A 24,954-nucleotide genomic window follows, 5' to 3' on the forward strand; every position below is an offset into this window, starting at 1 on the left:
TTTTTTCAGAATATTATTTTATCGCTTTTTGAAGCGTTCAACTTACCGAAGCAAAGCCAGATAGCGTTGATTTGCATCAACGAATAAAGACAGTTCTCAATACAAAGACAGCCTTATTTTCAGAAATGCGAGAAGAAAGCACTTTTATTCATAAGGCGGGTAATCATTAAAAGTAAAAAGAATTCCTGCATCGTAGTCAGAAATGTAAATGGCATTAAAAGCGTCTGAGGATTATCAGTAATATTGCTTTTAGATGACGATAATGTTACTTCTGGTAAATGTCTAACCGATTCGCATAACCCAACCCCAACATGATTCCTGACTCTCAACACCTCCAGGTGCGGCCGATTACTGCCGCCGATAATCCGCATATTGCTCATGTCATCCGCGTTGTTTCGGCGGAATTTGGCCTGACGGCTGACAAGGGCTATACCGTCTCCGATCCCCAGCTCGACCAGCTGTTTGAGCTCTACAGTGCCGATCAGAGCGCCTACTGGATTGTTGAGTATCAGGGCAAGGTGGTGGGCGGCGGAGGCGTGGCGCCTCTCGCCTGCAGTGCGCCAGACATCTGCGAACTGCAGAAAATGTACTTCCTGCCCGTGGTGCGCGGCCAGGGCTTGGCGCGCGAGCTGGCGCTGCGGGCGATGGATCATGCACGCAGCCACGGCTTCCGTCGCTGCTACCTTGAAACCACCGCCAGCCTGACCCGCGCCATCAGACTCTATGAGTCGCTGGGCTTTGCGCACATCGAGGGCGCGATGGGCTGCACCGGCCATGTGGATTGCGAAGTGCGCATGCTGAAGACCTTATAAGCCGCGCTCCACGTAACGCATATCGTTGATGGACTCGATTTTGAACTGCCCGTTATCGGTGTAGCGCAGCAGCGTCACGCTGGCATTCTTAAGCTGCTCGCGTAACGAAGTATCGCCCAGCGCCTGCAGCAGCGTGGTGATAGCCATACCGTGACTGACCACCAGCACATTGCCTCCGCCCTGCTGCTGCGCCTGCTTCGCGATTGCCGTAATACTCTCCACCATGCGCTTAGCTACCTGCTGATAGGTTTCGGCCTGGCCGGAGGATTTAACCCCTGGCAGCGATGGCGTGCCTGCGGCTTCCGCCTCATGAATCGCATCGATCATCCTGTCCATCTGAATTTTACCGGCGCTGAATGCCTCCAGCAGCGCCGTGTCGGAGGGATAACCCGCCTGAAGGGCGGCAGCGGTAATCAGATTTTTATCCAGATCGCCTTCATAAAGGCCAAATCCCACCTCGCGCAGCCCTTTCATCTCCTTCAGCACAGGCGGATTTTTCCAGTTCTTCATCACCAGCTGCGCGGTTTCTCTCGCCCGACCCGAATCGCTGGACCAGGCCGCGACGAAGGGCAACGGCTGTAAACCCCGCCCCAGTTGCTCTGCAACCGCAGCCCCGGAAGCGGTCAGCGGCGTATCGGCCCATCCCTGAGCGCGATGCACCGTGTTAAACATGGTCTTGCCATGCCGGGTCACATAGAGCATCACATCCGCGGCCCAGGCGGAGCCGGCAGTGCTGACGGAGATGAGGGCAATTAACATCAGGGTTTTCAGTTTCGTTTTCATTTTACTCTCCGGGTTAAAAAAGATTGAATTTATATTGAATGACCACTTCGGCGGATAAACTGCGGGAGCGCTGAACTTTTCCCTGACTATTCAGGCGCGGAGTCTCTTTACTGTTTTTATATGACCAGCCATAACCGGTCAGCGTAAACAGCGTCAGATTTTTAAAGGAGGGATGCTGATTACTGAACTGATTAATTAATGAAACCTCGCCAGTTCGTACAAGATTATTACGATAATGGAACTGACCATAATTAAGCTGTATTCCACTGCTGATCCCCTTTGTGATTTCATACTGACTCAGAGAGACCAGCGCCAGCTCTCTGTCACGCATATAGTCTTTGCCCGCGGAGGTCAGTGAAGTGAAACGTCCCCGGGTATTTTTAGTCAGGGGTCGGGCATAATATCCCACCGCCTGCTTTTTAGGGGCGGAGGTCCAGCCAGCAGCCAGCCTCTGCGTCCAGGCGCCCTGCTTCCAGATGGCCTCCCCGACATAGTGCCATGCCTGGTGATCAAAGGTTCTTTTGCTGGCGGGCATACTTTTATACTTTTCCAGCGCCTGGCTGCCATAGATCTGCGAAGCCAGTGACCAGTGTGGCGAGAGGGAATAGCCTGCCTCAATGACATGACGGCGCTGATAGCGTTCGGCCTCGCCAAACGCATAGGCCAGCGCGTGACCGCTATCTTTGTAGCTCAGCGCCGCGGTGTAAATGGCGTCGATTTTTTGCCGGGCCTGGGTTTGCAGCGCCAGCGTTTTACCCGAGTCGTGCCGTATGGCTTTGTTAACCATGGCAAGATCCAGCCGGGCATTCTGCCACGTCACTGCACCGCTGTAGCCGGCATAGCTGTTGCGCGACAGGCGATCCGTGGTCGTCAGCACACCGATATTTTTCAGTTCCTGCCAGCCCGCCTTCCCCTCGAACCGCAGCGCGCGGTTGCCAAGCTTCAGCTTAAGATAGCGCTGACTGAACTTGCTGAAGCCGTGCGCATCCCGCTTTTCCATGTTCCCGCCGCTGTCATAGAGCAGACCGCGCGTGGAGAAGTAGTCGCTGGCGCCCAGGCGTACGGCGCGGGTATAGGTCGCATCAAACCCGAGCAGGTCCCACTGATAACCGGAACGAAAATCGAACGTCGCGGCCTGGCCCCAGGCGTTGTGAACCGCTGTGGGCTGCGCTTCGTTCTCCTTGAGATACTTCCAGTGGTTGCGCAGTCTGAGATCGAGCGCAGCGTCACGCCATAATCCGGAGGAGGTCTGAATGCCAGACGCATTAACATTTCCCCAGCAAAGGGTCAAAAATAGCGAAACAAATAACAGAGAATAACGTTTTCCTTTCATTATGAAGTCCTTCACCTGGCGATATTAAAAATCCGTCACCCCATGACAATAAGGGTGACCTGGTGCCGTTAACCCATAAAAAAACCCGACCCACTGCCCTCTGTTAAAAAGGGCAGCGAGTCGGGTTTTGCTTAAAAAAATAACAATCCCGCACTGACTCCGGGACTATATTTATTTAAGGGCGGAAAGTCAGCGTAAAAAAGCCGTTATGTGATAGGTGGCACAAAATATCTTTGTCTGCCAGCGTGATTTAAAATAAAGCGTTACACAGCGCGTTATTTAAAACAGCGCCACGCAGGAAATATAAACGCGATCACCCAATCAGAAAAAGAGACACCCCGATCAGGGTGCCCTCAGGGATTCACCAGGCGGGTACGCCGCTGTGAAAACGCAGCTCCGTGTCCGGCTCGCTAATCAGCTTCGCCTCGACCCGGCCAATCGCCTGCACCCGTGGCGCGATATCTTTTGCCGCGATCTGCGCAGCCAGCGTCAGGTAATCCTGATAGTGGCGCGCCTCGGAGCGGAGAAGCGACAGATAGAACTTCGCCAGCTCGTCATCCAGCCAGGGAGCCAGACTGGCAAAACGTTCGCAGGATCGCGCCTCGATGTAAGCGCCGCAAATCAGCTTATCCACCAGCGTTTCCGGCTCATGGGTGATCACCTCACGCAGCAGAGATTTTGCATAGCGGCTGGAGGTGATCTTCTGATAGACCAGTCCGCGTGACTGCATAATCTCCCACACCTGATAGAAGTGATGCAGCTCCTCTTTAATCAGCAGCACCATCTTTTCCACCAGCTCATCGGCCCAGGGCAGCGCATTGCGCACGATGAAGCGTTTGGTCAGATTTTTATGGGCATTGATAAAGTCGCTGTCGCCATCTTCGCGGAAGATGAAGTCTTCATAGGGTTTCAGCCAGGCGAGAATCGCCTCGCCGCTCGGCTTGTCGGCCACATACTTACGGATTAACCATACCGCGGTCTGCGCGGCTTTCAGTTCGCACACCAGATGGTCGGTCAGCAGCAGGGTCAGGTTTTCCGGCTTGCGCGCCTCATCAATCCAGGCTTGCGGCGTGCGGCAGTGCAGAAACTGACAGATCGGTTCGAGTAGCGGTGCGTAATTCATGATGTCAGAACAGAACAGGAGAAGGTAAGAGGCGGAGAGGGCTCCGCCCGGGCGACTTAGTGGCGAACACCATCATCATCTTCATCGTCGATAGCGTCGTCATCTTCCTCTTCGGCATCGGGATCTTCGAAATAGGTGCCCCAGCCGTCATAATCGACGTTGTATTTACCGACCAGGTTAACCAGCTGCTCAACCTGCACATCGATCAGTTCCGCTTTCAGCGCCGATTCGCTGAGGATGTCAACGCACATGACGGTCGTGCCATCTTCCAGCTCCAGCTCTTCCGGCTCGGTCACTTCATAACCCAGCTTAAAGGCGTCAACGGCCGCTTTTTCCAGCGAATCAAAATTATTGCATGAGAGATGGTGCTCGATGGTATAGAGCGCATCGGGATCGCTGCCATCCTCCAGCAGTTCTTCGATAATCTGCCGCGTCTCTTCACGCTGCTCTTCCAGCAATGCTTCATATGCCATAACGATGTTCCTCTCTGAGTTCGGCAATAAACCGCTATTTTCCCACACTGCCTGTCGCGCCACTACACAAAACGACAAGTTTATTGGCACCCGCTCTTGAAAATGCATATTCATACGGTTAGATTGAATTTTAATTCACTTTAATGATTACTGGAGTGTTGTATGAGTCAGCTGTATCAGCGCCATTTCCTCAGGCTTCTGGATTTTACCCCCGCCGAAATGGATTACCTGCTTACCCTTTCCGCTGAATTAAAGCAGGCGAAAAAAAGCGCCAGCGAAGTGCAGTACCTGAAAGGCAAAAACATCGCGCTCATCTTCGAAAAAGACTCGACCCGTACCCGATGCTCTTTCGAAGTTGCCGCTTACGATCAGGGTGCTAACGTCACTTATCTCGGCCCGAGTGGCAGCCAGATCGGCCATAAAGAGTCGATGCGCGACACGGCGCGGGTGCTGGGCCGGATGTACGATGGCATTCAGTATCGCGGTTACGGTCAGGCGCTGGTTGAAACACTGGCGGAACATGCCGGTGTGCCGGTCTGGAACGGCCTGACAGACGAATTTCACCCGACCCAGCTGCTGGCCGACCTGCTGACCATGCAGGAGCACCTGCCGGGCAAAAAACTCAGCGACATGACGCTGGTCTATGTCGGTGACGCACGCAACAACATGGGTAACACCATGCTGGAAGCGGCGGCGCTGACCGGACTGGATCTGCGCCTGGTGGCCCCGGAAAGCTGCTGGCCCGAGGCGCAACTGGTGGCTGAGTGCCGTGAGGTCGCCCGTCAGACCGGCGGTACCATCACCCTCACCGACAACATTGCTGACGGCGTCAAAGGCGCAGACTTCATCTACACCGATGTCTGGGTGTCGATGGGTGAAGCCAAAGAGGTCTGGGCAGAGCGTATCGCCCTGCTGCGTGACTATCAGGTTAACCGGGCGATGCTCGATCTGACCGGCAATCCGCAGGTGAAATTCCTGCACTGCCTGCCCGCTTTCCATGACGATCAGACCACGCTGGGTCAGCAGATGGCGGAACAGTACGATCTGCCTAACGGCATGGAGGTGAGCAACGAGGTGTTTGAGTCGGCGCACAGCATTGTCTTTGACCAGGCCGAGAACCGGATGCACACCATCAAAGCAGTGATGGTGGCCACGCTGGGCCAGCGCTGATCGTCCGTCGGCAGGCGGGCTGACGCCACAGGTTGTCGCCCGCCTGCCGCCCCGGACCTCTCCGCAGCGCAAACGTTTTCCCTTGCTGCGCCATCGCGAACGGGTATAATGCGCCCCAATTTGCCGGAGGAAATATGCGACAGCACAGCGGACAATTTGACGCGCCATCACGCCTGACCGCAGGCGGTGCTGCTGTTTCTTTCGGTCATCGACCCGATCATAAAAAAGCCCCTTAAGCAGGGGCTTTTTTTTGTCCGCAATCCGGCCGCGCAGAGGAGAGAGTTATGGCTAACCCGCTATACCGCAAGCACATCATTTCAATTAACGACCTCAGTCGTGAAGAGCTGGAGCTGGCGCTGCACACCGCCGCTCAGCTGAAAGCCCATCCGCAGCCGGAACTGCTGAAGCACAAGGTGATTGCCAGCTGCTTCTTTGAGGCCTCGACCCGCACCCGCCTGTCGTTTGAAACCGCCATTCACCGTCTGGGGGCGTCAGCGGTGGGCTTTGCTGACGGCAGCAACACGTCACTGGGCAAAAAAGGCGAAACCCTGGCCGACACTATTTCCGTCATCGGCACCTATGTGGATGCGATTGTGATGCGTCATCCGCAGGAGGGCGCGGCGCGGCTGGCGACGGAGTTTTCCGGCGGCATTCCGATTCTGAACGCCGGTGACGGGGCCAATCAGCATCCGACCCAGACCCTGCTCGATCTCTTCACCATCCAGGAGACCCAGAGCCGCCTGAATAACCTGAACGTGGCGATGGTGGGGGATCTGAAATATGGCCGCACCGTGCACTCCCTGACCCAGGCGCTGGCGAAGTTTGATGGCAACCGCTTCTTCTTTATCGCGCCCGATGCGCTGGCGATGCCCGCCTATATCACCGACATGCTGGACGAGAAGAGTATCCCCTGGTCACGCCACGACAGCTTTGAAGAGGTCATGCCGCAGCTCGATATTCTTTACATGACGCGGGTGCAGAAAGAGCGGCTCGATCCGTCTGAATATGCCAACGTCAAAGCGCAGTTCATCCTCCGCGCCGCCGATCTCGCCACGGCGCGGGACAACATGAAAGTGCTGCACCCGCTGCCGCGCATCGACGAAATCACCACCGATGTCGACAGCACCCCTTACGCCTGGTATTTCCAGCAGGCGGGTAACGGCATTTATGCACGCCAGGCTCTGCTGGCACTGGTTTTAAACAGCGAACTCGCCCTGTAAGGAGATCTCATCATGACGCAGGACAACAAATTGCAGGTCGAAGCGATCAAACGCGGCACGGTCATCGACCACATTCCGGCACAGATCGGTTTTAAGCTGCTCTCTCTGTTCCGGCTGACCGAAACCGACCAGCGCATCACCATCGGTCTGAATCTGCCGTCGGGCGAGATGGGTCGCAAAGATCTGATCAAGATTGAAAACACCTTTCTCACCGACGATCAGATCAATCAGCTGGCGGTCTATGCGCCCGATGCCACGGTTAACCGCATCGACGACTATGAGGTGGTAGCCAAGATCGCCCCGACGCTGCCGGATCGCATCGAGCGGGTGCTGACCTGTCCCAACAGCAACTGCATCAGCCGCAGCGAGCCGGTCTTCTCCAGTTTTGCCGTGAAGCAGCGCGCCGACGATGTGCATCTCAAATGCAAATATTGCGAAAAAGAGTTCGCCCGCCACGTGGTGCTGGGTCACTGGTAATCGCCCTGCCCGACCTTATAATGGGCAACACCGGCGGCACCGCCGCCTGACGACATAATTAAAGGAGCCATGATGTCCCGTGAAATCAGTACTGAGAAAGCCCCTGCCGCGATCGGTCCCTATGTTCAGGGTGTCGATCTGGGCAGCATGATCATCACCTCAGGTCAGATCCCGGTTGATCCGGTGACCGGCCAGGTGGCGGATGACATTGCCGCACAGGCGCGTCAGTCGCTGGAGAATGTGAAGGCGATTGTGGAAGCGGCGGGCCTGAAAGTGGGCGATATCGTGAAAACCACGGTGTTCGTGAAGGACCTGAATGATTTTGCCACGGTCAACGCCACCTACGAGGCGTTTTTCACCGAGCATGACGCACACTTCCCGGCGCGTTCCTGTGTCGAAGTGGCGCGTCTGCCAAAAGATGTGAAGATTGAAATCGAAGCGATCGCGGTTCGTCGCTGATTCGTCCATCCGCCTCTCTCCGCCGCGCAGGCCGGAGAGAGGCGGTGACGCGCTTAACGCTTAGCCGGTCGCCACAGCCACAGTACGGCTATCGCCAGCGCAAACAGTACGCCAAACCCGACGCCCGTTGCGACAGCAGGCGCACCCGCCTTTATCGCCAGCGTATAGAGCCCCAGCATCACCAGCATCGCGCTGTTCTCACCGAGATTCTGCACCGCAATCGCGTTGCCGGAACCGACGCTCTCTTTGCCCCGCGCCTGCAGTAGCGCGTTCAGCGGCACCACAAAGAAACCGCCCAGCGCGCCAATCAGCATCAGCAGGAGATAGGCGCTGACCAGCGAATGCTGCAGCGAGAAGACGACGACCATCACGCCAATCAGAACGCCCGCGGGCATGCAGCGGCGCACCGTCTCCAGCGTCACCAGCTTCGCCGCCGCCGCCGCTCCCAGCACAATCCCGATCGCCACCATCGCATTCAGGGTGGTGGGGGTGGTGTTGTCGCTGATGCCCAGCGCCACCGGCACCCACAGCACCAGCAGGAAACGCAATGTCACGCCAGCGCCCCAGAAGAGGCTGGTGCCGAGCAGCGAGAAGCGCGTCTCTGCGTCGCGCCACAGCAGCCCAACGGCATCGAAAAAGCGGCGCACCATGACGCCCGGCCGCCAGCTCTGGCCTGGCCGCGCCGCCTGCAGTTTCGGGATAAAGAGGTTCGCAGCGACCGCAATGCCGTAGGTGAGCGCGCAGATCCCCAGCGCCGCCAGCAGATGCCAGTCCGCCAGCATTCCGCCCGCCACCGAGCCGAGCAGAATGGCGGCGATGGTCGAGCCCTCCATCAGCCCGTTGGCTTTCACCAGCTTCTCGCCGTGGGTAATCTCACCCAGGATGCCATATTTGGCCGGAGAATAGGCGGCCGCCCCCGCGCCGACCAGGGTATAGCCGATGAACGGATTGAAGCCGAAGCAGATGGTCAGCGCCCCCAGCAGCTTCAGGCTGTTGGCGAGCATCATCACCCGCCCTTTTGCCATGCTGTCCGCCACCTGACCGACAAAAGGCGCCAGCAGAATGTAGGCTGCGACAAAGAGCATCTGCAGGATCGGCTGGCTCCAGTCGGGATAGAACTGGCTTTTCAGCAGCGCCAGCGTGGCAAACAGCAGCGCGTTATCGCCGAAGGCGGAAAAGAACTGGGCGACAATCACGGCAATCATGCCGCGTGACATCAGCGGTGCAGTGCGATCAGGGCTCATGTCTGCTCCTCTTCCGCCATCTTTTTCAGCGTCACATAGTCAGGTTTGCCGCTGCCGAGCTGCGGCAGCTGTTTCACCACCCGGATGTCGCGCGGCAGCGCCAGATCCGGCGCGCCCAGCTCGCGGGCCGCTTTCTGCAGCGTGTCGCGCGCCAGTTCAGCGTCGGTGGTGAAGAGCACCAGCGCTTCGCCGCGCTGCCCATCGGGACGCAGTGAGGCGGCGTGCTGTTTGTCCGGCGACGCTTTCAGGGCGATCTGCTCGACGATCTCCAGCGACACCATCTCACCGGCAATCTTGGCAAAGCGTTTGGCACGGCCCTGAATCTGGCAGAAGCCGCCTTCATCGAAGCTGACGATATCGCCGGTGTCGTACCAGCCCGCCTCCATATTGCCTTCACCATCGTCGGCGACCGGCGCTTCGAGTACGCCAGGGTTTTCGACGCGCAGATAGCCCTTCATCACGTTTGGCCCGCGCAGCTGCAGGCGTCCGCCGTTCTCGATGCCCGGCACCGACATCAGCCGTGAATCCATGCCCGGCAGAATCCGTCCGACGGTGTGCGCCTTCGTCGCCATCGGCACGTTGATGGCGACCACCGGCGCACACTCGGTGACGCCATAGCCTTCAAGGATGCGGATACCGTACTTCTCCATATAGAGCTGGCGGGTGTTCTCCTGCAGCTTCTCGGCCCCCGCCACCACATAGCGCAGGCGGGCAAAATCGTACGGCGCGGCAAAGCGCGCATAGTTGCCCAGGAAGGTGGAGGTGCCAAACAGCACGGTGCAGTTGCGGTCATAGACCAGCTCCGGCACGATGCGATAGTGCAGCGGGCTGGGGTAGAGAAAGACCTGCGCACCGGTCATCAGCGGCGTAAACAGGCCGACGGTCAGGCCAAAGGCATGAAACAGCGGCAGCGCCGACATAAAGCGATCGCGCGGCGTGAAGTCCGCCACGGTGCGGATCTGTTCGACGTTCGCCAGCAGGCTTTTATGCGAATGCACCACCCCTTTGGGATTGCCCTCCGAGCCGGAGGTAAACAGCACCATCGCGGCATCTTCCGGCTGCTGCGGCAGCTGGGCGCGGCGCGGCATCAGCAGATGGGCGAGGATCCACAGCTTGTCCTTGCTGGTGACGGTATCTTTGAGATCTTCTAGGTAAATCCACTGCACATCGTCCAGCCCCTGCGGCAGATGCCACAGGTTGCCTTTCTCCAGGAACTGCCGTGAGGTGAAGACCGTTTTAATCTGCGCGGCGGTCAGCGCCGCCCGCATGCCGTTCACGCCTGCGGTGTAGTTAAGCATCGCCGGAACGCGACCACGCAGTGAGGCACCGAAAATCGCTGCGGCCGTCACGGTGGTATTCGGCAGCAGCAGTCCCACCACTTCACGCGGCTGACTGTAGCGCTCCAGAATCCGGCCCACGCCCAGCGACTTTTTCAGCAGTCCGTTGTAGCTGTCAGGTTTGAAACTGACATCTTCGATGCAGCGCTTAAACGCGCCGTAGCGGGTCCGGGCGGAGAGCAGCGCCTCAAACAGGGTTTCACGCGGACGCACCGCCATGCGCGCTTCCATCATGATATGGTGCAGATGCTCCCCGGCCAGCATACGCCGGTCGCGCGCCCGTTTCGCCTCCGGCATCGGAATGCGGGTGGCGGGCAGCACAGAGAGGGTGATGCGCGGGAACAGGCGGCGTTTGAACACGCCCGCCAGGCGACCAAACGGCGTGAACTCTGCGCCTTCAATCCGCATCGGCACCACGTTCGCACCCGAGCGGGCCGCGACAAAGCCCGCCCCGCTGTAGATCTTCATCAGCGAGCCGGTGACGGTAATCCGCCCTTCCGGGAAGATCACTACCGGACGGCCACTGTCGATCAGCCGCACCAGCTGCTTCAGCGCCATCGGCCGGGTCGGGTCCAGCGGCACAAAGTCGATAAACGGCCTGACCAGGCGCATAAACCAGCTTTCGCCGATGGTCGAGTAGATGGCGAAGACCGGTCTGACCGGCAAAAATAGCGCCAGCAATATGCCGTCGAGAAACGACATATGGTTCGGCGTGATCAATACCTTCTGTTTATGCAGTTCGGCGACGTCGCCACGCAGTTCGACCCGCCATAACAGGCGGAAGATGAGGCGCAAGAGTGTGAAAACCATGCCGGCTCCTTAGCATCGGGGAAAAATAGGCCCTCACGATGCAGGATTTGAGGCAGTTCGACAACAGAATTATCGCCACACCGACACCGTATCAGGGTGCCTGCCAGCCGCCGCCAAGGGCGGCAATCAGCGCCACACTGCTGACCCACTGCGTGCTCTGCAGCGTCAGCAAACTCTGCTGGGCACTCAGGCTGCTGTTCTCTGTGGTCGCCACATCCAGGTAGTTAATCATGCCCGCCTCATACTGCAGACGCGTCACCCGCGCCGAGGTCTGCGCCGCGTCGGTGGCACGCTGCTGCGCGGCAACCTCGCCCTGTAGCGTGTTCAGCTCTACCAGCTTATCTTCCACCTCCTGCATCGCGGCCAGCACTGTCTGACGATAGGTCGCGACGCTGGCATCCCAGGCTGCCCGCGCCTGATCGACCCTGGCAGAGGTCGCGCCCGCGTCAAACAGCGTGCCGCTCAGCTCTGGCCCCAGTGACCAGACGCGGTTTGGCAGCGAGAACAGCGAATGCAGCACCGAAGCGCTGACGCCCCCGCTGGCGCTCAGGGTCAGGTCGGGATAGTAACCGGCCACCGCTACCCCCACGGCGGCATTGGCGGCGGCCATGTTGCGTTCGGCGTACGCGATGTCAGGACGGCGCTGTAACAGCTCGCCCGGCAGGGCTGCCGGAATCGCGGGCAGCGTAGCGGTCAGCGGCGCGGCGGTCAGCGTGAAGTCAGCGGGGGCTTTGCCGACCAGCAGCGCAATGGCGTGTTCCATCTGCGCGCGCTGCCACTGATAATCCTGCGCCGAGGCGCTGGCGCTCTCCAGTTGCAACTGCGCCTGAGCCAGAGTCGCACGCGATGCGGTGCCCGCCTGATACTGGCTGTTAATGACGTTCAGGTAGCGCTGATAGGCATCAACGCTCTGCTGATAGCACGCGATTTTCTGATCCATGATGCGCAGCTGGAAATAGTCCTGTGCCAGCTCAGACTGGGCGCTCAGGGTAATATTGGCCAGCTCTGCTGCGCTGGCCGAGGCGCTGGCGCGATCCTCCTCCAGCGTGCGCCGCAGTTTGCCCCACAGATCTAGTTCCCAGCTGGCACTCAGCGCCGCCTGATGGCTGCTGCTGGTGGTGCGAACGCTACTGCCAGTGGCATGGCTGCCGCTGCGCGTCACGCTGCCGTCATAGCCCAGCGAAGGAAACAGTGCTGCGCGAGACTCCGCCGCCAGCGCCTGCGCCTGCCGGTACTGCGCGGCATAAGTCGCCACGTTCTGATTCGATACGCTCACCTGGCTCAGCAGCCCATCTAGCGTGGCGTCATGGTAGACCGACCACCATTTGCCTTTGCTTTTCGCATCCAGCGGCGTCGCCTGCTGCCAGCCCCGGGCCTCTTTATAGTGAACCGGCATCGCCACCGCCGGACGCTGATAGTCGGGACCCACGCTACAGCCAGCCAGCAGCAGCACAATAAACGGCATAAAAGGTTTCATGGTCAGGTTTCCGCATGGCGCAGACGGCGCCATTGACGTTGAGTGGCACGACCCAGACGATCGAGCCACAGATAAACAACCGGGGTGGTAAACAGCGTCAGCAGCTGGCTGAGCGCCAGTCCGCCCGCGATGGCGATCCCCAGTGGACTGCGCAGGTCGGCATCACCGCCGCTGCCCAGCGCCAGCGGCAACGCGCCGAAGAAGGCGGCCAGCGTCGTCATCATGATCGGACGGAAGCGCATCAGGCACGCCTGGGTAATCGCCTGCTGCGGCGACATACCCTGCCGCCGCTCCGCGTCTATGGCAAAATCGATCATCATGATGGCGTTCTTTTTCACAATGCCGATCAGCAGGATGATGCCAATCAGCGCGATCACCGTGAGCTGCGTGTTGGTCAGCAGCAGCAGTAACAGCGCGCCGACGCCCGCGGACGGCAGGGTTGAAAGAATGGTCAGCGGATGGATGTAGCTCTCGTAGAGCACGCCGAGCACGATATAGACCGCCGCCAGCGCCGCCAGAATCAGCCACGGCATGGTGGCGGTCAGCTGGGAAAAGGCAGCGGCGGTACCGGCAAAACCGGCGTGAATGGTTGACGGCAGGCCCAGCTTCGCCATCGCCTGTTTAATCAGCAACTGCGCCTGCTCCAGCGAGACGCCCTCATTGAGGTTGAATGCTACGGTACTGGTGGCGGACTGGCCCTGATGCGCCACCGACAGCGGCGCATTGCCGCCGCTGAAGCGGGCAAAGGCGGAGAGCGGCACGCGGTCACCACTGTCGTTAATCACATAGAGCTGCTGCAGCGTCTCCGGATTGGCGGTGTCGCTATCCTGCAGCGACATCACCACGTGATACTGATTCAGGGTGTGGTAGAGCGTGGCGATCTGTCGCTGACTGAACGCATTGTTCAGCAGCGTATCGAGCATTTTCACATTGACGCCCAGCCGTGTGGCGCGGTCACGATCAATGGTCAGCTCCACCTCCTGACCGCCAGTCTGCGAGTCCGAGTCCACACTGTTGAGCTGGGGGATCGCCGCCAGCGCCGCCTGTACTTTCGGCGTCCAGACCCGCAGCAGATCAAGATCGTCCGCCTGCAGGCTGTACTGATAAGTCGCGTTAGCGCTGCGTCCGCCAATGTGCAGATCCTGCGCCGCCATCAGGAACATCTGTGCCCCGGCGATGTGACTGGTTTTGCGCGTCAGCCGGTTGGCCACTTCGCTGGCCGTGGCATCACGCTGGTCAAAGTCCTTCAGCCGCACAAAGAAGTTGGCGCTGTTACGGGAGCCAAACATCCCGCTGCCCATCGACGACATTACGCTCTCAACCGCCGGATCTTCCTGAATGATTTTGGTGAACATCAGCATTTTTGGCTTCATCGCCTGAAACGAAATGTTCTGATCGGCACGCAGCGCGCCCATCAGCAGCCCGGTGTCCTGATTCGGGAAAAAGCCCTTCTGCACTACGGTGAACAGGAAAACATTGAGCAGCACGGTCAGCAGCAGGCTGAGCATGGTCAGTTTCTGATGGCGCATCACCCAGGCCAGCCCGCGTCCGTAGGCGGCCAGCAGGCGGTTCAGCTGGTTCTCAATAAACTGATAAAGCGGATGCGGCCGCTGGCTGACGGGCGGCTTCGGTTTCAGCAGGCGTGCGCAGAGCATCGGCGTCAGACTGAGCGAGACAAACAGCGAGATCAGCAGCGACACCGTGAGTGTGACAGCAAATTCGCGGAACAGCCGCCCGACAATGCTGCCCATCAGCAGAATCGGGATAAACACCGCGATCAGCGATACGGTCATCGACAGCACGGTAAAACTCACCTCCTGCGCCCCGCGCAGCGCCGCCCGCAGCGGACTCAGCCCGCGCTCAATGTGACGGGTGATGTTCTCCAGCACCACAATCGCATCATCCACCACGAAGCCGGTGGCGATAATCAGCGCCATCAGCGACAGGTTATCCAGGCTGTATCCCAGCAGGTACATCACCGCACAGGTGCCGATCAGCGACACCGGCAGTGCCAGTGCCGGAATGATCACTGCCTGCAGATTGCGCAGAAAAATAAACACCACCGCGATGACCAGCAATACCGCGATCAGCAGCGTCTCTTCAGTGTCATACAGCGAGGCGCGCACGCCGGGCGAACGGTCAACCACCACCTTCAGCTGGCTGTCAGCGGGCAGGCTCTTTTCCAGCCGCGGCAGCTGCGCTTTTATTGCGTCGATGGTTTCCAGCATGTTAGCGCCCGCCTGACGTTTAATGCCGATCATCACCGCAGGCGTAGCATTGAGGAATCCCGCCTGATAGCGATCTTCCACCGAGTCATAGACCGTGGCGACGTCACGCAGCCGCACCGCTTTGCCCTGCTGCCAGGTGATGAGCAGATCGCGGTAGCTGGCGGCCTTCTCCAGCTGGCCGTTGCTGTCCACCAGCCACGACTGGTCACTGCCCTGTAAGATCCCTTTGGGCAGATTGGTGGTGCTGTCGGCGACGGCGGCGCGCACCGTCTCCAGCGAGATGCCGTAGTGGGTCAGCTTCAGCGGCTGCAGATCAATCCGCACCGCGGGTAAGGCGCTGCCCATCAGCGACACTTCGCCGACGCCCTGTACCTGCCCCATCGCCTGTTCGATTTTGCTCTCCGCCAGATCGTAAAGCTCGCCGGGCGTGCGGGTCGCAGAGGTCAGCGCCAGCATCACAATCGGCGCGTCTGAGGGGTTAGCTTTGCGATAAGTCGGCAGCGAGGCCATGGCGCTCGGCAGCAGGCTGCGCGCCGCGTTGATCGCCGCCTGCACGTCGCGCGCCGCGCCGTTGATATCGCGGTCCAGCTCAAACTGCAGGATGATGCTGCTGGAGCCCTGCGAGCTGCTGGAGGTCATCTCGCTGATACCGGCAATCTGCCCGAGTGAACGCTCCAGCGGGGTCGCGACGGTGGCCGCCATGGTCTCCGGGCTGGCCCCCGCCAGGCTGGCGCTGACCATGATAGTCGGGAAATCGACCTGCGGCAGCGGTGCCACCGGCAGCAGCCGGTAACCCAGCGCACCGAGCAGCAGGATCGCCAGCGTCAGCAGCAGCGTCGCCACCGGACGAAAGATAAATAGCCGTGTCAGGTTCATTGCCCGCTCCGCGCCTGCTGCTGACGGCGTTTCACCCAGGCGTTGCCGCGCTGCGCCAGCCCGTCAAACCAGAGGTAGATGACCGGCGTGGAGAAAAGCGTCAGCACCTGACTGACAATCAGCCCGCCGACAATCACCAGCCCCAGCGGCTGTCGCAGCTCGGCACCCGAGCCGGAGGCGAGCATCAGCGGCAGCGCGCCGAGCAGCGCCGCCATCGTTGTCATCAGAATCGGGCGGAAGCGCAGCAGGCAGGCCTGATGAATCGCCTCACGCGCGCTGAGATGCTGCTGATGTTCCGCCTCCAGCGCGAAATCGATCATCATAATGGCGTTCTTTTTCACGATGCCGATCAGCAGGATGACGCCAATCAGCGCAATCAGGCTGAACTCCGTGCCCGCCAGCAACAGTGTCAGCAGCGCGCCCACCGCCGCCGACGGCAGCGTAGAGAGAATCGTGACCGGATGGATAAAGCTTTCGTAGAGGATGCCGAGCACCACATACATGGTGATCAGCGCCGCCAGAATCAGCCACAGCGTGTTGCCGGTGGCGCTCTGGAATGCCGACGTTTCGCCCTGGTAACGCAGCGTGGTGCTCTCTGGCAGCTGCAGCTGCTGCCGCACGTCGGCGATTGCCCGCTGGCCATCCTCCAGCGAGTAGCCTGGATTCAGGTTGAAGGAGATCATCACCGCCGGGAACTGATTCAGCCGCATGTGCATCAGTGATCCGGTTCGCTGACGAATTGTGGCGATAGCGGTGAGTTTTACCATGCCGCTGCCGGACGTGGTGCTCTCCGTGGCTGAGGATGAGGATGAGGTGGTTGATGACGTCGTGCTGCTGGATGACGACGTGGAACTGCTGCTGGTGGACGGCTGCAGATAAACATCATCAAACGACGCCGGCCCTTGCTGGAAGGCCGGCGCCACTTCCAGCACTACCCGATACTGATTCGACTGGGTAAAAATGGTCGAAACCAGACGCTGACCAAAGGCGTTATAGAGCGCCGTGTCCACGTCCGATGCGGTAATGCCGAAGCGCGCCGCTTTGTCCCGGTTCAGCTCCACGTAAGAGACGCGCCCCTGATCCTGCAGGTTACTTACCACGCCATTAAACTCGGGCCGCTGCTGCAATGCCGCCACCAGTTTCGGCGAGGCGCTGACCAGATTTTCACTGTCAGCGTCGTCCAGGGTGAACTGATACTGACTCGGCGAGACCTGGTCGTTGACGGTGAGATCCTGCGCGGGCTGCAGATAGAGCCGGATACCCGGCACGCTGGCGGTCGCCTGGTTCAGCTGGCTGATCACCTCGCTGGCGCTGAAATCGCGGGAGCCAAATGGCTTAAGGTTAATCTGCAACCGGCCGCTGTTGAGGCTGGTGTTGGTACCGTCGATACCGATGGTCGATGAGACACTCTCTACCGCCGGATTTTTCAGGATCAGTGCTGAGAGCGCCTGCTGCCGCGCAGCCATCGCGTTAAATGAGACATCCTGTGAGGCGACGGTGACGCCCTGAATCAGCCCGGTATCCTGGGTCGGGAAGAAACCCTTCGGCACCATCAGATAGAGCAGCGCCGTCAGCCCGAAGGTCGCCAGCGCCACCAGCAGCGTCAGTTTCTGATGATTGAGCACCACGGTCAGCAGCCGGTCATAGCCGCGCACCAGCCGGTCGAACAGCGCGCCGCCCTTGCGGGCAAAGGTAGACTGCTGCTCTGGCGGAATGTGGCGCAGCAGATACGCGCACAGCATTGGGGTCAGCGTCAGCGACACCCCCATTGACACCAGGATCGCCACCGCCAGCGTAATCGCAAACTCCCGGAACAGCCGCCCGACCACATCGCCCATAAACAGCAGCGGGATGAGCACCGCAATCAGTGAAAAGGTCAGCGAGATGATGGTGAAGCCAATCTGCTGTGAGCCTTTCAGCGCCGCCTCCATCGGCGACTCGCCCTGCTCCAGCCTGCGCGAAATGTTCTCCACCACCACGATGGCGTCATCAATGACAAAACCGGTAGCAATGGTCAGCGCCATCAGCGACAGATTATTCAGGCTGAAGCCCGCCAGATACATCACGCCAAAGGTGCCGACCAGCGACAGCGGCACCGCCACGCTGGGGATCAGCGTGGCGGCTACGTTGCGCAGGAACAGGAAGGTCACCATCACCACCAGCGCAATCGACAGCATCAGCTCAAACTGTACGTCGCTGATTGAGGCGCGAATGGTCTGAGTGCGGTCGGAGAGAATCGTCATCTTCACCCCGTCCGGCAGCGCGGCCTGCAGTGCGGGGAGCTGTGCCTTGATGTTGTCCACCACCTGAATCACGTTCGCACCCGGCTGGCGCTGCACGCTGATGACAATCGCGGGCTGGTTGTTAGCCCATGCGGACTGGAAGCTGTTCTCTGGCCCCTGTTCGATATGGGCGATATCTTTCAGGCGCAGCGCCGCACCGTTCTCATAAGTGATGATCAGGTTGCCGTACTCTTCGGCGGTACGCAGCTGATCGTTAGCGTCGATGGTGACCGAATGATATTTGCCATCAAAGCCGCCTTTAGAGCCATTGACGTTGCTGTTGCCGATCAACGTATTCACCGCCTCCAGTGTCAGATGATGCGCCGCCAGCGCCTGCGGATTCATCTGCACCCGAATGGCGGGCTGATGACCGCCCGCCAGCGTCACCATTCCGACGCCGGAAATCTGCGACAGTTTCAGCGCCACCCGGGTATTCACCAGGTCCTGCACCTCGGTCAGCGGCAGCGTGCCGGAGCTGGCTGCCAGCGTCACCACCGCGCTGTCCGCCGGGTTAACCTTTTTGTAGGTCGGCGGATTAGGCAGATCGTCGGGCAGCAGGTTATTTGCCGCGTTGATGGCCGCCTGTACCTCCTGCTCGGCGACATCCAGCGACAGATCGAGGCTGAACTTCAGGGTAATGATCGACGAGCCGCTGGCGCTGGTGGAGCTCATCTGGCTCAGACCCGCCATCTGTCCTAACTGGCGCTCCAGCGGTGAGGTGACCGATGACGCCATCACATCCGGGCTGGCACCCGGATAGAGCGTAGTGACCTGAATAGTCGGATAGTCGACCTGCGGCAGCGCCGAGGTCGACAGGAATTCATAGGCAAAGATGCCCGCAATCAGCACGCCGACCATCAGCAGAATGGTGGCGACCGGACGCAGAATAAACAGGCGAGACGGGTTCATTTTGACACAGCACCGGCAGCAGGCGTCTCATCGGCCAGCGTGACCTTGCTGCCGCTGGTCAGACGATCGATCCCTTCAGTCACCAGCCGATCCCCCGGCGAGACGCCGCTGAGGATCGCCTGCTGGTCGTCGCCGAACGCGGGGCCGGTGGTGACCGCTTTGCGCGTGACGGTGTGATCCTGATTGATCACAAAGACAAAGCTGCCGTCGCTGCTCAACTGCAGCGCCTGCGCCGGGATCACCGTCGCGTCTTTGAGCATCCGGGTCTGCAGCCTGATATTCACAAACTGGTTAGCAAACAGCGCTTCATCCTGGTTGGCAAACACCGCTTTCAGCGCCACGGTGCCGGTAGCCGTGTCGATCTGATTGCTGATGAACTTTACTTCGCCGCTGGCGAGCTGGTGCTGGTTGTCCTGATCGAACAGCGTGGCGGGCAGGCTCTGCCCCTGATGCAGCACGCTGACCAGCGCCGGGAGGTTGCTTTGTGGCACGCTGAAGGTGACGGCGGCGGGCTGCATCTGAGTGATGGTCACCAGACCGGTGCTGCTGGAGCTCTGCACCATGTTGCCGGGATCGACCTGACGCAGACCGACGCGCCCGCTAATCGGGGCGGTAATCCGGGCATATTCAATGCTCAGCCTGGCGCTGGCGATCTGTGCCTGATCGGCGGCGACCGCGCCGCGATACTGTCCGACGGTGGCGATCTGACTGTCGAGATCCTGGCGCGCCAGCGCATCCTGTGCCGCCAGTTTGCGGTAGCGCGCGAGCGTCAGCTCGGCGCTTTTCAGCAGCGCCTGGTTTTCGCTGAGTTCACCCCTGATACTGGTTAAGCGTTGCCTGAAAGCTGCGCGGGTCGATCTGGGCCAGCAGCTGTCCGGCGCTGACCTTCTGCCCTTCGGTAAAGAAAATCTGCTCAAGCTGGCCATCAACGCGGCTGGTGACCGTCACGCTGGCGCTGGGGATCACCGTGCCCAGCGCATCCAGCCACACGGGCACATCGGCCTTACTGGCAACCCCGCTGTGGACCAGGGTTGCACCTCCCCCCATCGTGCCGTGCGCACCCGGTTTATTCCCGGAACCCGATAAGAGCAGACGCCAGAGAATGCCAGCCACTATCGTGGCCACCAGCAACAAAAGCAGCCACTTAAGCCCGGAAGTACGCGCCGGGCGAGAAAAGTGAGTCATCGTTAAACTCTTCAGCTAAGCAAAAAAGAAATCCCGGAATGTGCGGAATGCGGCATGGAGAAACGGCAGTGAAGCGTGAACTGCCCGATTTCAGGGGAGCTATTATCCGTGAAAGGTGACGCGCCTTTCCATTGGCAAACTGTCAGGGTTTCGTTAAGAACGATGAGGATTAGCAGGCGTTTTTACGCTCTCCCTGGCCGCATGCAGGCAAAAAAAAACCCACGCTTCTGCGTGGGTTGGTGTAATAACAGGGTCTCACCGCCGAAGCGGTGTTGTTTTCACACCCATCAATACCTCTGGGATCGCTATCGTCGCACTGATTTACCCTGCGGTGACAGCGTGAAAACGCAACCGAATTCGGGGAAGTGCAACGAGGTGTGAAAATTAGCCACCCCGCGCTTACACTCTGATTTGTCTAGGATTTATCTGAAGAACCGGTGACCGGCTTGCTGTAGATCGCGTCCGGCGCGATGTTCATGTGCTTCAGCACCGGTCCCATGATATTGCCGAACACCGGTGCAGCCACCGAGCCACCGAAGTGATCGCCCGCCGTCGGATGGTTAATCATCACCACCAGCGCCACTTCAGGATGACTGGCGGGCGCGAGACCGGCGGTGTAGTTGACGTAGCCGCCATCATATTTGCCGCTGGTGCCCATCTTTTCCGCCGTACCGGTTTTGGTTGCCAGCCGGTAGCCCGGCACCGCCGCCTTCACCCCGGTGCCGCCCGGCAGCACGTCGCTTTCCAGCATATGGACCACCTCTTTGACCGTTTCCGGATTCGCAACCTGCTTGCCCAGAACCGGCGGCGTCACGCGGGTGATCGACAGCGGACGGTAGACGCCATAGGAGCCGAGCGTGGCGTATTCACGGGCAATCTGCAGCGGCGTGACGCGCAGACCATACCCGAACGAGAAGGTGGCGCGTTCGATATCGGCCCAGCGGGCGCGATGCAGCGGGAAGTAACCCACACTTTCGCCGGTCAGGCCTAAGCCGGTTGGTTTACCCAGTCCGAACGCATGATAGGTGTTGACCAGCGCTTCGGCGGGCATCGCCAGCGCCATATGCGAGACGCCGATGTCACTCGACTTCTGCAGGATGCCGGTCATGGTCAGGCGCGGCCAGTGGCCGACGTCGCGGATCAGGTGCCCGTTAACCCGATAAGGCGTGGTGTCGATCACCGAGTCGGGCCGAACCAGATGGCGCTCCAGCGCCTCCATGACCACTAACGGCTTGACGGTCGACCCCGGTTCGTAGCTGTCGTTGATGGCCGAGTTACGCATCTGCGCCGGCGTGGCCCCTTCATAGTTGTTGGGGTTGAACGACGGATAGGAGGCCATCGCCAGAATCTCGCCGGTGTCGATCTTCACCAGCACGGCGGCGCCGGAATCCGCCTTGTTGAGCAGCACGCCGTCGCGCAGTTTGCTGTAGAGGGTGTACTGATCGTATTTGTCGATGCTGAGCTGCACCGTTGGCGGCTGCGTTGGCGGCTGATAGTTAATCATCGAGATAATGTTGCCCGCCGCATCCTGGCGATAGACCTCTTTGCCCGGCTCGCCCTGCAGCACCTTATCAAAGCCTTTTTCCAGCCCGTTCAGACCGACGTTATCGGCGCCAACGATGCCGATGAGCGGCGCAGAGGCTTCGCTCATCGGATAGAAGCGGCTGTCATCATAGACTTCGCTGATCCCCTTCAGCTTCAGCTCTTTAATATCTTTGGCGATCCCCAGTTCGATTTTGCGCCCCAGGTAGAGAAAGCGGCGTTTCGGGTTGGCGGTGATCTGCGCGGCCAGCACTTCGGGACGGGTATTCAGCGCCGCGGCAAGGTAGGCCCATTTGGCACTGGTAAAATCGGGGTTGCTCTCCAGCACGCGCTGCGGATCGGCGATCACATCGCGCGACGGCACGCTGAGCGCCAGGGCTTCGCCGTTACGATCCAGCAGGGTGCCGCGACTGGTAGGCAGCGTGACGGTTCGCAGCGATCGCTGATCCGCTTCGTGCTCCAGCATCGGCTGATTCAGGAACTGCAGGTCTGCGACGCGCGCCAGCAGCACCACCAGACAGGTCATCACACCCAGGCAGATCAGCCGGAATCGGAAAGGGTTAAAGGGGGCTTTTATCTGGTCTTTTCCCAGTAGTTTTTTAATCCGGGGCATGGCGTTCCGCTGCGCAAAATAAAGAAAAGGGGCTAAGCCAGCAGTTATAAAGAAAGCGCGGTCCGGATAACAGGAAAACTGTGTATCAGTTCGTTATCGGACACCGGTTGGCGGCAAAAAAAAACCTGCGCATCTGCGCAGGTTGGTGTAATCAAGAAAATCTATTGATGTTCACCCATCAATACCTCTGGGACCCTGACTGTAGCAAGGGCGATTGATCGGCTGCCATCACTCAAACGCAACAGTTACCGGCAAAATGTAACCAGCCATGAGATCTTTACGCTATTCTGCAATCCTGATGTTTTTTGATTTCCACCAGGCAACTCATGGCGTTTGGCCCCTGGGTCAGCGACGAGGTGCTGATGTCGAGCGTAAGGACGTTAGGGTTCCCTGCGCGATCGTAAGGCTGCCACGCCTGGCCAAAGCCAGGATCAAACCAGGCTCCGGTGGCGATGATCACCACGCCCGGCGTAACCCCGTCGGTGATCCGCACACCCGCCAGCATCACCCCGCGAGCGTTGCTCACCTCGATCTCATCGCCCTCTGCCAGCCCGCGTGCCGCCGCATCCTGCGGATGCATGTAAAGCGTTTCGTGGCCGGCGGTTTTATTCCCCTGCACCGTATCGGTGGCGTCCAGCTGACTGTGCAGCCGGTCGGCAGGCTGAATGGAGATCATGTGCAGCGGATAGTCGCGGCTGACCGGCGATCCCAGCCACTCCTGCGGCTCACGCCACTCCGGATGCCCGGCGAAATCGTCCAGCTGATAATCCGCAATGGTCTGGCTGAACAGCTCGATTTTGCCGCTGGCCGTTTTAATCGGATTCGCCTGCGGATCGGCCCGGAAATCCTCCATAAACTGATAAGGCTTGCCGCCTTCGGGGATTTCCACAAATCCGCGCTGCCAGAACTCATCAAATTCCGGAAAATCGATCCCTTTACGCTGATGTGCCGTGGCGCACTGCTGATAGAGATGCGCAATCCACTGCATCTCGTTGCGCCCTTCGGTGAAGGTGTCGCGGTACCCCAGGCGCTCCGCCAGGTCAGCAAAGATATCGAAGTCGTTGCGCGCCTGATGCTGCGGTTTAATCGCCTGATGCATTGCCAGCACAAAGCGGTCGCGTGACGAGCCGCCGATGTCGTTGCGCTCCAGCGTGGTGGTCGCGGGCAGGACGATGTCCGCCATCCGGGCGGCAGGCGTCCAGACGATATCCTGCACCACCACCGTATCGGGCCGCTGCCAGCCCGCCACCAGCCGGTTCAGCTGCTGATGATGATGGAAAGGATTGCCGCCCGCCCAGTGCACCATGTGAATGTCGGGATAGTGCAGCGTCTCGCCCTGAAAACGGTAAGGCTGACCGGGATTGAGCAGCATATCGCTGATCCGGGCCACCGGAATCGACAGCCCGGCGGGGTTAGGACCGGTGCTCATCATCGGGGCAGGCCCCTCCTGACGCGGGTTACCGACGCTGTTCATCGAGCCGTGACCAAATGAGAAACCGGCCCCCGGCAGACCCGGCTGACCGAGCATCGACGACAGCGCAATCATCATCCAGTAAGGCTGCTCGCCGCGATGGGCGCGCTGAACCGAATAGGAGCAGGTCATAAAGCTGCGCTTGCCGATCAGCTGCTGCGCCAGCTGCACAATACGATCGGCCGGAATGCCGGTAATGCGGCTGGCCCAGCCGGCGGTTTTCGCCACGCCATCCGTTTCGCCCAGCAGATAGGCACGCAGCTGCGGCCAGCCGGAGCAGTGACTGGCGAGAAACGCCTCATCCACTGCGCCACGCTGGTTGATCTCATACCCCAGCGCCAGCATCAGTGCCACGTCGGTATTAGGGCGAATCGGAATCCACTCGGCGTTTACAAATTCCGGGCAGTCATCGCGCATCGGACTGATGTTAATCACCGGCGTGCCTCTGGCCGCCAGCTGCTGCAGCGCCGGTTTCAGGCTGTGCTGCCCCGCCCCGCCGGAGGCGACCTGAGCGTTTTTCAGCGCCAGTCCCCCGAACGCGACAAAAATCTCAGCATGTTCGACCACCTGCGGCCATTCGGTCACGCGGCCGGTCAGTGGCATATAGGTGCCAATCACATAGGGCAGGAAGAACTGCGCGGCTCCCCAGCTGTAGTTGCCCTGCTGATCGACACCGCCGCCGCCCTGAAAATAGAAGCGACGCACCAGGGTGCGGGCGTGGTTAACGCGACCGGCCGATGACCAGCCGTAGGAACCGTTGAAAATGCCTGAGGCACCGTAGCGCTCACGGACGCGGCGATTCTCTTCCGCCACCAGGTCCAGCGCGGTCTCCCAGTCAACGGCAACAAAGTCTTCACGGCCACGCAGCGTGCGGTCGCTGTTTTCGCGTGACTTCAGCCACGAGCGCCGCACCATCGGCTGACGGATGCGTTTGTCGGAATAGACCAGTTCAGGAATGGTGTGGATCATCGGTGACGGATCGGCATCGGCGAAGAAAGGTTCGCAGCCCGTCAGGCGATCGTTTTCAGTGACGGCGGTAAAGGCGCCCCAGTGCGCCAGGTGTGGCACTTTGGTTTTCATCGTTGTTTTTCACGGTAGCCAGGGGGGACAGGGAGCATAACATGGGGCGG

16 protein-coding genes and 1 pseudogene are annotated in these 24,954 nt (G+C 59.7%); 5 read left to right on the forward strand and 12 right to left on the reverse strand.

Annotated elements, in window-relative coordinates; genetic code table 11:
* Positions 1-311 precede the first annotated feature (311 nt).
* Positions 312-812, forward strand: coding sequence for a GNAT family N-acetyltransferase (locus tag OXR04_RS09300; protein WP_140028783.1), 501 nt, complete (start codon positions 312-314; stop codon positions 810-812).
* Here the strand turns inward: OXR04_RS09300 and OXR04_RS09305 are convergent.
* The 4 genes from OXR04_RS09305 to rraB form a co-directional block, all read right to left on the reverse strand.
* Positions 807-1,595 (reverse strand): histidine phosphatase family protein, encoded by a 789-nt coding sequence (locus OXR04_RS09305; RefSeq protein ID WP_167428869.1) that lies wholly within the window; start codon positions 1,593-1,595, stop codon positions 807-809. The genes OXR04_RS09300 and OXR04_RS09305 overlap by 6 nt on opposite strands.
* Positions 1,596-1,608: 13 nt before the next feature.
* Positions 1,609-2,928 carry a hypothetical protein gene (locus OXR04_RS09310; protein WP_267369738.1) on the reverse strand — a complete coding sequence of 440 codons (1,320 nt, stop codon included), beginning with the start codon at positions 2,926-2,928 and terminating at the stop codon, positions 1,609-1,611.
* Between the two features lie 361 nt (positions 2,929-3,289).
* Positions 3,290-4,051, reverse strand: a complete 762-nt coding sequence (miaE, locus tag OXR04_RS09315; protein ID WP_267369737.1) for a tRNA isopentenyl-2-thiomethyl-A-37 hydroxylase MiaE — start codon at positions 4,049-4,051, stop codon at positions 3,290-3,292.
* Positions 4,052-4,107: 56 nt separating this feature from the next.
* Positions 4,108-4,524, reverse strand: coding sequence for a ribonuclease E inhibitor RraB (gene rraB, locus OXR04_RS09320; RefSeq protein ID WP_009092365.1), 417 nt, complete (start codon positions 4,522-4,524; stop codon positions 4,108-4,110).
* 162 nt (positions 4,525-4,686) lie between these two features.
* Here rraB and argF point away from each other — a divergent pair, with 162 nt between their 5' ends.
* The 4 genes from argF to ridA all read left to right on the forward strand — a co-directional run bounded on the left by argF (position 4,687) and on the right by ridA (position 7,850).
* Positions 4,687-5,694, forward strand: a complete 1,008-nt coding sequence (gene argF / locus OXR04_RS09325; protein ID WP_140028780.1) for an ornithine carbamoyltransferase — start codon at positions 4,687-4,689, stop codon at positions 5,692-5,694.
* A 284-nt stretch (positions 5,695-5,978) separates the two neighbouring features.
* Positions 5,979-6,914, forward strand: coding sequence for an aspartate carbamoyltransferase (gene pyrB, locus OXR04_RS09330; protein WP_009092369.1), 936 nt, complete (start codon positions 5,979-5,981; stop codon positions 6,912-6,914).
* Positions 6,915-6,926: 12 nt separating this feature from the next.
* Complete coding sequence (gene pyrI, locus OXR04_RS09335; protein WP_009092371.1) at positions 6,927-7,391, forward strand: aspartate carbamoyltransferase regulatory subunit; 465 nt, start codon at positions 6,927-6,929, stop codon at positions 7,389-7,391.
* Positions 7,392-7,463: 72 nt separating this feature from the next.
* Complete coding sequence (ridA, locus tag OXR04_RS09340; RefSeq protein ID WP_058957616.1) at positions 7,464-7,850, forward strand: 2-iminobutanoate/2-iminopropanoate deaminase; 387 nt, start codon at positions 7,464-7,466, stop codon at positions 7,848-7,850.
* Between the two features lie 53 nt (positions 7,851-7,903).
* Here ridA and lplT read toward each other — a convergent pair whose 3' ends face one another.
* The 8 genes and pseudogenes from lplT to OXR04_RS09380 form a co-directional block, all read right to left on the reverse strand.
* The gene (lplT, locus tag OXR04_RS09345) at positions 7,904-9,094 is read right to left on the reverse strand and encodes a lysophospholipid transporter LplT (protein WP_009092375.1); all 1,191 of its coding nucleotides are present in this window, start codon (positions 9,092-9,094) and stop codon (positions 7,904-7,906) included.
* Positions 9,091-11,241, reverse strand: coding sequence for a bifunctional acyl-ACP--phospholipid O-acyltransferase/long-chain-fatty-acid--ACP ligase (gene aas / locus OXR04_RS09350; RefSeq protein WP_267369736.1), 2,151 nt, complete (start codon positions 11,239-11,241; stop codon positions 9,091-9,093). Before aas ends, lplT begins: the two co-directional genes overlap by 4 nt.
* A 91-nt stretch (positions 11,242-11,332) precedes the next feature.
* Complete coding sequence (locus OXR04_RS09355) at positions 11,333-12,718, reverse strand: efflux transporter outer membrane subunit (protein WP_267369735.1); 1,386 nt, start codon at positions 12,716-12,718, stop codon at positions 11,333-11,335.
* A gap of 2 nt (positions 12,719-12,720) precedes the next feature.
* Positions 12,721-15,822: an efflux RND transporter permease subunit gene (locus tag OXR04_RS09360; protein WP_267369734.1), complete on the reverse strand. Its 3,102-nt coding sequence runs from the start codon at positions 15,820-15,822 to the stop codon at positions 12,721-12,723.
* Positions 15,819-19,013, reverse strand: a complete 3,195-nt coding sequence (locus OXR04_RS09365; protein WP_267369733.1) for an efflux RND transporter permease subunit — start codon at positions 19,011-19,013, stop codon at positions 15,819-15,821. Before OXR04_RS09365 ends, OXR04_RS09360 begins: the two co-directional genes overlap by 4 nt.
* Positions 19,010-20,198, reverse strand: a pseudogene (locus OXR04_RS09370) (efflux RND transporter periplasmic adaptor subunit). The gene OXR04_RS09365 and the pseudogene OXR04_RS09370 overlap by 4 nt, the downstream one beginning before the upstream one ends.
* A 415-nt stretch (positions 20,199-20,613) precedes the next feature.
* The gene (locus OXR04_RS09375) at positions 20,614-22,353 is read right to left on the reverse strand and encodes a penicillin-binding transpeptidase domain-containing protein (RefSeq protein ID WP_265137359.1); all 1,740 of its coding nucleotides are present in this window, start codon (positions 22,351-22,353) and stop codon (positions 20,614-20,616) included.
* A gap of 277 nt (positions 22,354-22,630) precedes the next feature.
* Complete coding sequence (locus OXR04_RS09380; RefSeq protein ID WP_267369732.1) at positions 22,631-24,904, reverse strand: molybdopterin guanine dinucleotide-containing S/N-oxide reductase; 2,274 nt, start codon at positions 24,902-24,904, stop codon at positions 22,631-22,633.
* Positions 24,905-24,954: the final 50 nt, after the last annotated feature.

The sequence above is a fragment of the Pantoea sp. GM_Pan_3 genome, assembly GCF_026541045.1.
Taxonomy (GTDB): Bacteria; Pseudomonadota; Gammaproteobacteria; order Enterobacterales; family Enterobacteriaceae; genus Pantoea; species Pantoea anthophila.

Excerpts from the sequence above, each read along its gene's own strand:
- OXR04_RS09300 (WP_140028783.1), top strand. The coding sequence starts at position 312 with ATGATTCCTGACTCTCAACACCTCCAGGTGCGGCCGATTACTGCCGCC.
- OXR04_RS09305 (WP_167428869.1), bottom strand. The coding sequence starts at position 1,595 with ATGAAAACGAAACTGAAAACCCTGATGTTAATTGCCCTCATCTCCGTC.
- OXR04_RS09310 (WP_267369738.1), bottom strand. The coding sequence starts at position 2,928 with ATGAAAGGAAAACGTTATTCTCTGTTATTTGTTTCGCTATTTTTGACC.
- miaE (WP_267369737.1), bottom strand. The coding sequence starts at position 4,051 with ATGAATTACGCACCGCTACTCGAACCGATCTGTCAGTTTCTGCACTGC.
- rraB (WP_009092365.1), bottom strand. The coding sequence starts at position 4,524 with ATGGCATATGAAGCATTGCTGGAAGAGCAGCGTGAAGAGACGCGGCAG.
- argF (WP_140028780.1), top strand. The coding sequence starts at position 4,687 with ATGAGTCAGCTGTATCAGCGCCATTTCCTCAGGCTTCTGGATTTTACC.
- pyrB (WP_009092369.1), top strand. The coding sequence starts at position 5,979 with ATGGCTAACCCGCTATACCGCAAGCACATCATTTCAATTAACGACCTC.
- pyrI (WP_009092371.1), top strand. The coding sequence starts at position 6,927 with ATGACGCAGGACAACAAATTGCAGGTCGAAGCGATCAAACGCGGCACG.
- ridA (WP_058957616.1), top strand. The coding sequence starts at position 7,464 with ATGTCCCGTGAAATCAGTACTGAGAAAGCCCCTGCCGCGATCGGTCCC.
- lplT (WP_009092375.1), bottom strand. The coding sequence starts at position 9,094 with ATGAGCCCTGATCGCACTGCACCGCTGATGTCACGCGGCATGATTGCC.
- aas (WP_267369736.1), bottom strand. The coding sequence starts at position 11,241 with ATGGTTTTCACACTCTTGCGCCTCATCTTCCGCCTGTTATGGCGGGTC.
- OXR04_RS09355 (WP_267369735.1), bottom strand. The coding sequence starts at position 12,718 with ATGAAACCTTTTATGCCGTTTATTGTGCTGCTGCTGGCTGGCTGTAGC.
- OXR04_RS09360 (WP_267369734.1), bottom strand. The coding sequence starts at position 15,822 with ATGAACCTGACACGGCTATTTATCTTTCGTCCGGTGGCGACGCTGCTG.
- OXR04_RS09365 (WP_267369733.1), bottom strand. The coding sequence starts at position 19,013 with ATGAACCCGTCTCGCCTGTTTATTCTGCGTCCGGTCGCCACCATTCTG.
- OXR04_RS09375 (WP_265137359.1), bottom strand. The coding sequence starts at position 22,353 with ATGCCCCGGATTAAAAAACTACTGGGAAAAGACCAGATAAAAGCCCCC.
- OXR04_RS09380 (WP_267369732.1), bottom strand. The coding sequence starts at position 24,904 with ATGAAAACCAAAGTGCCACACCTGGCGCACTGGGGCGCCTTTACCGCC.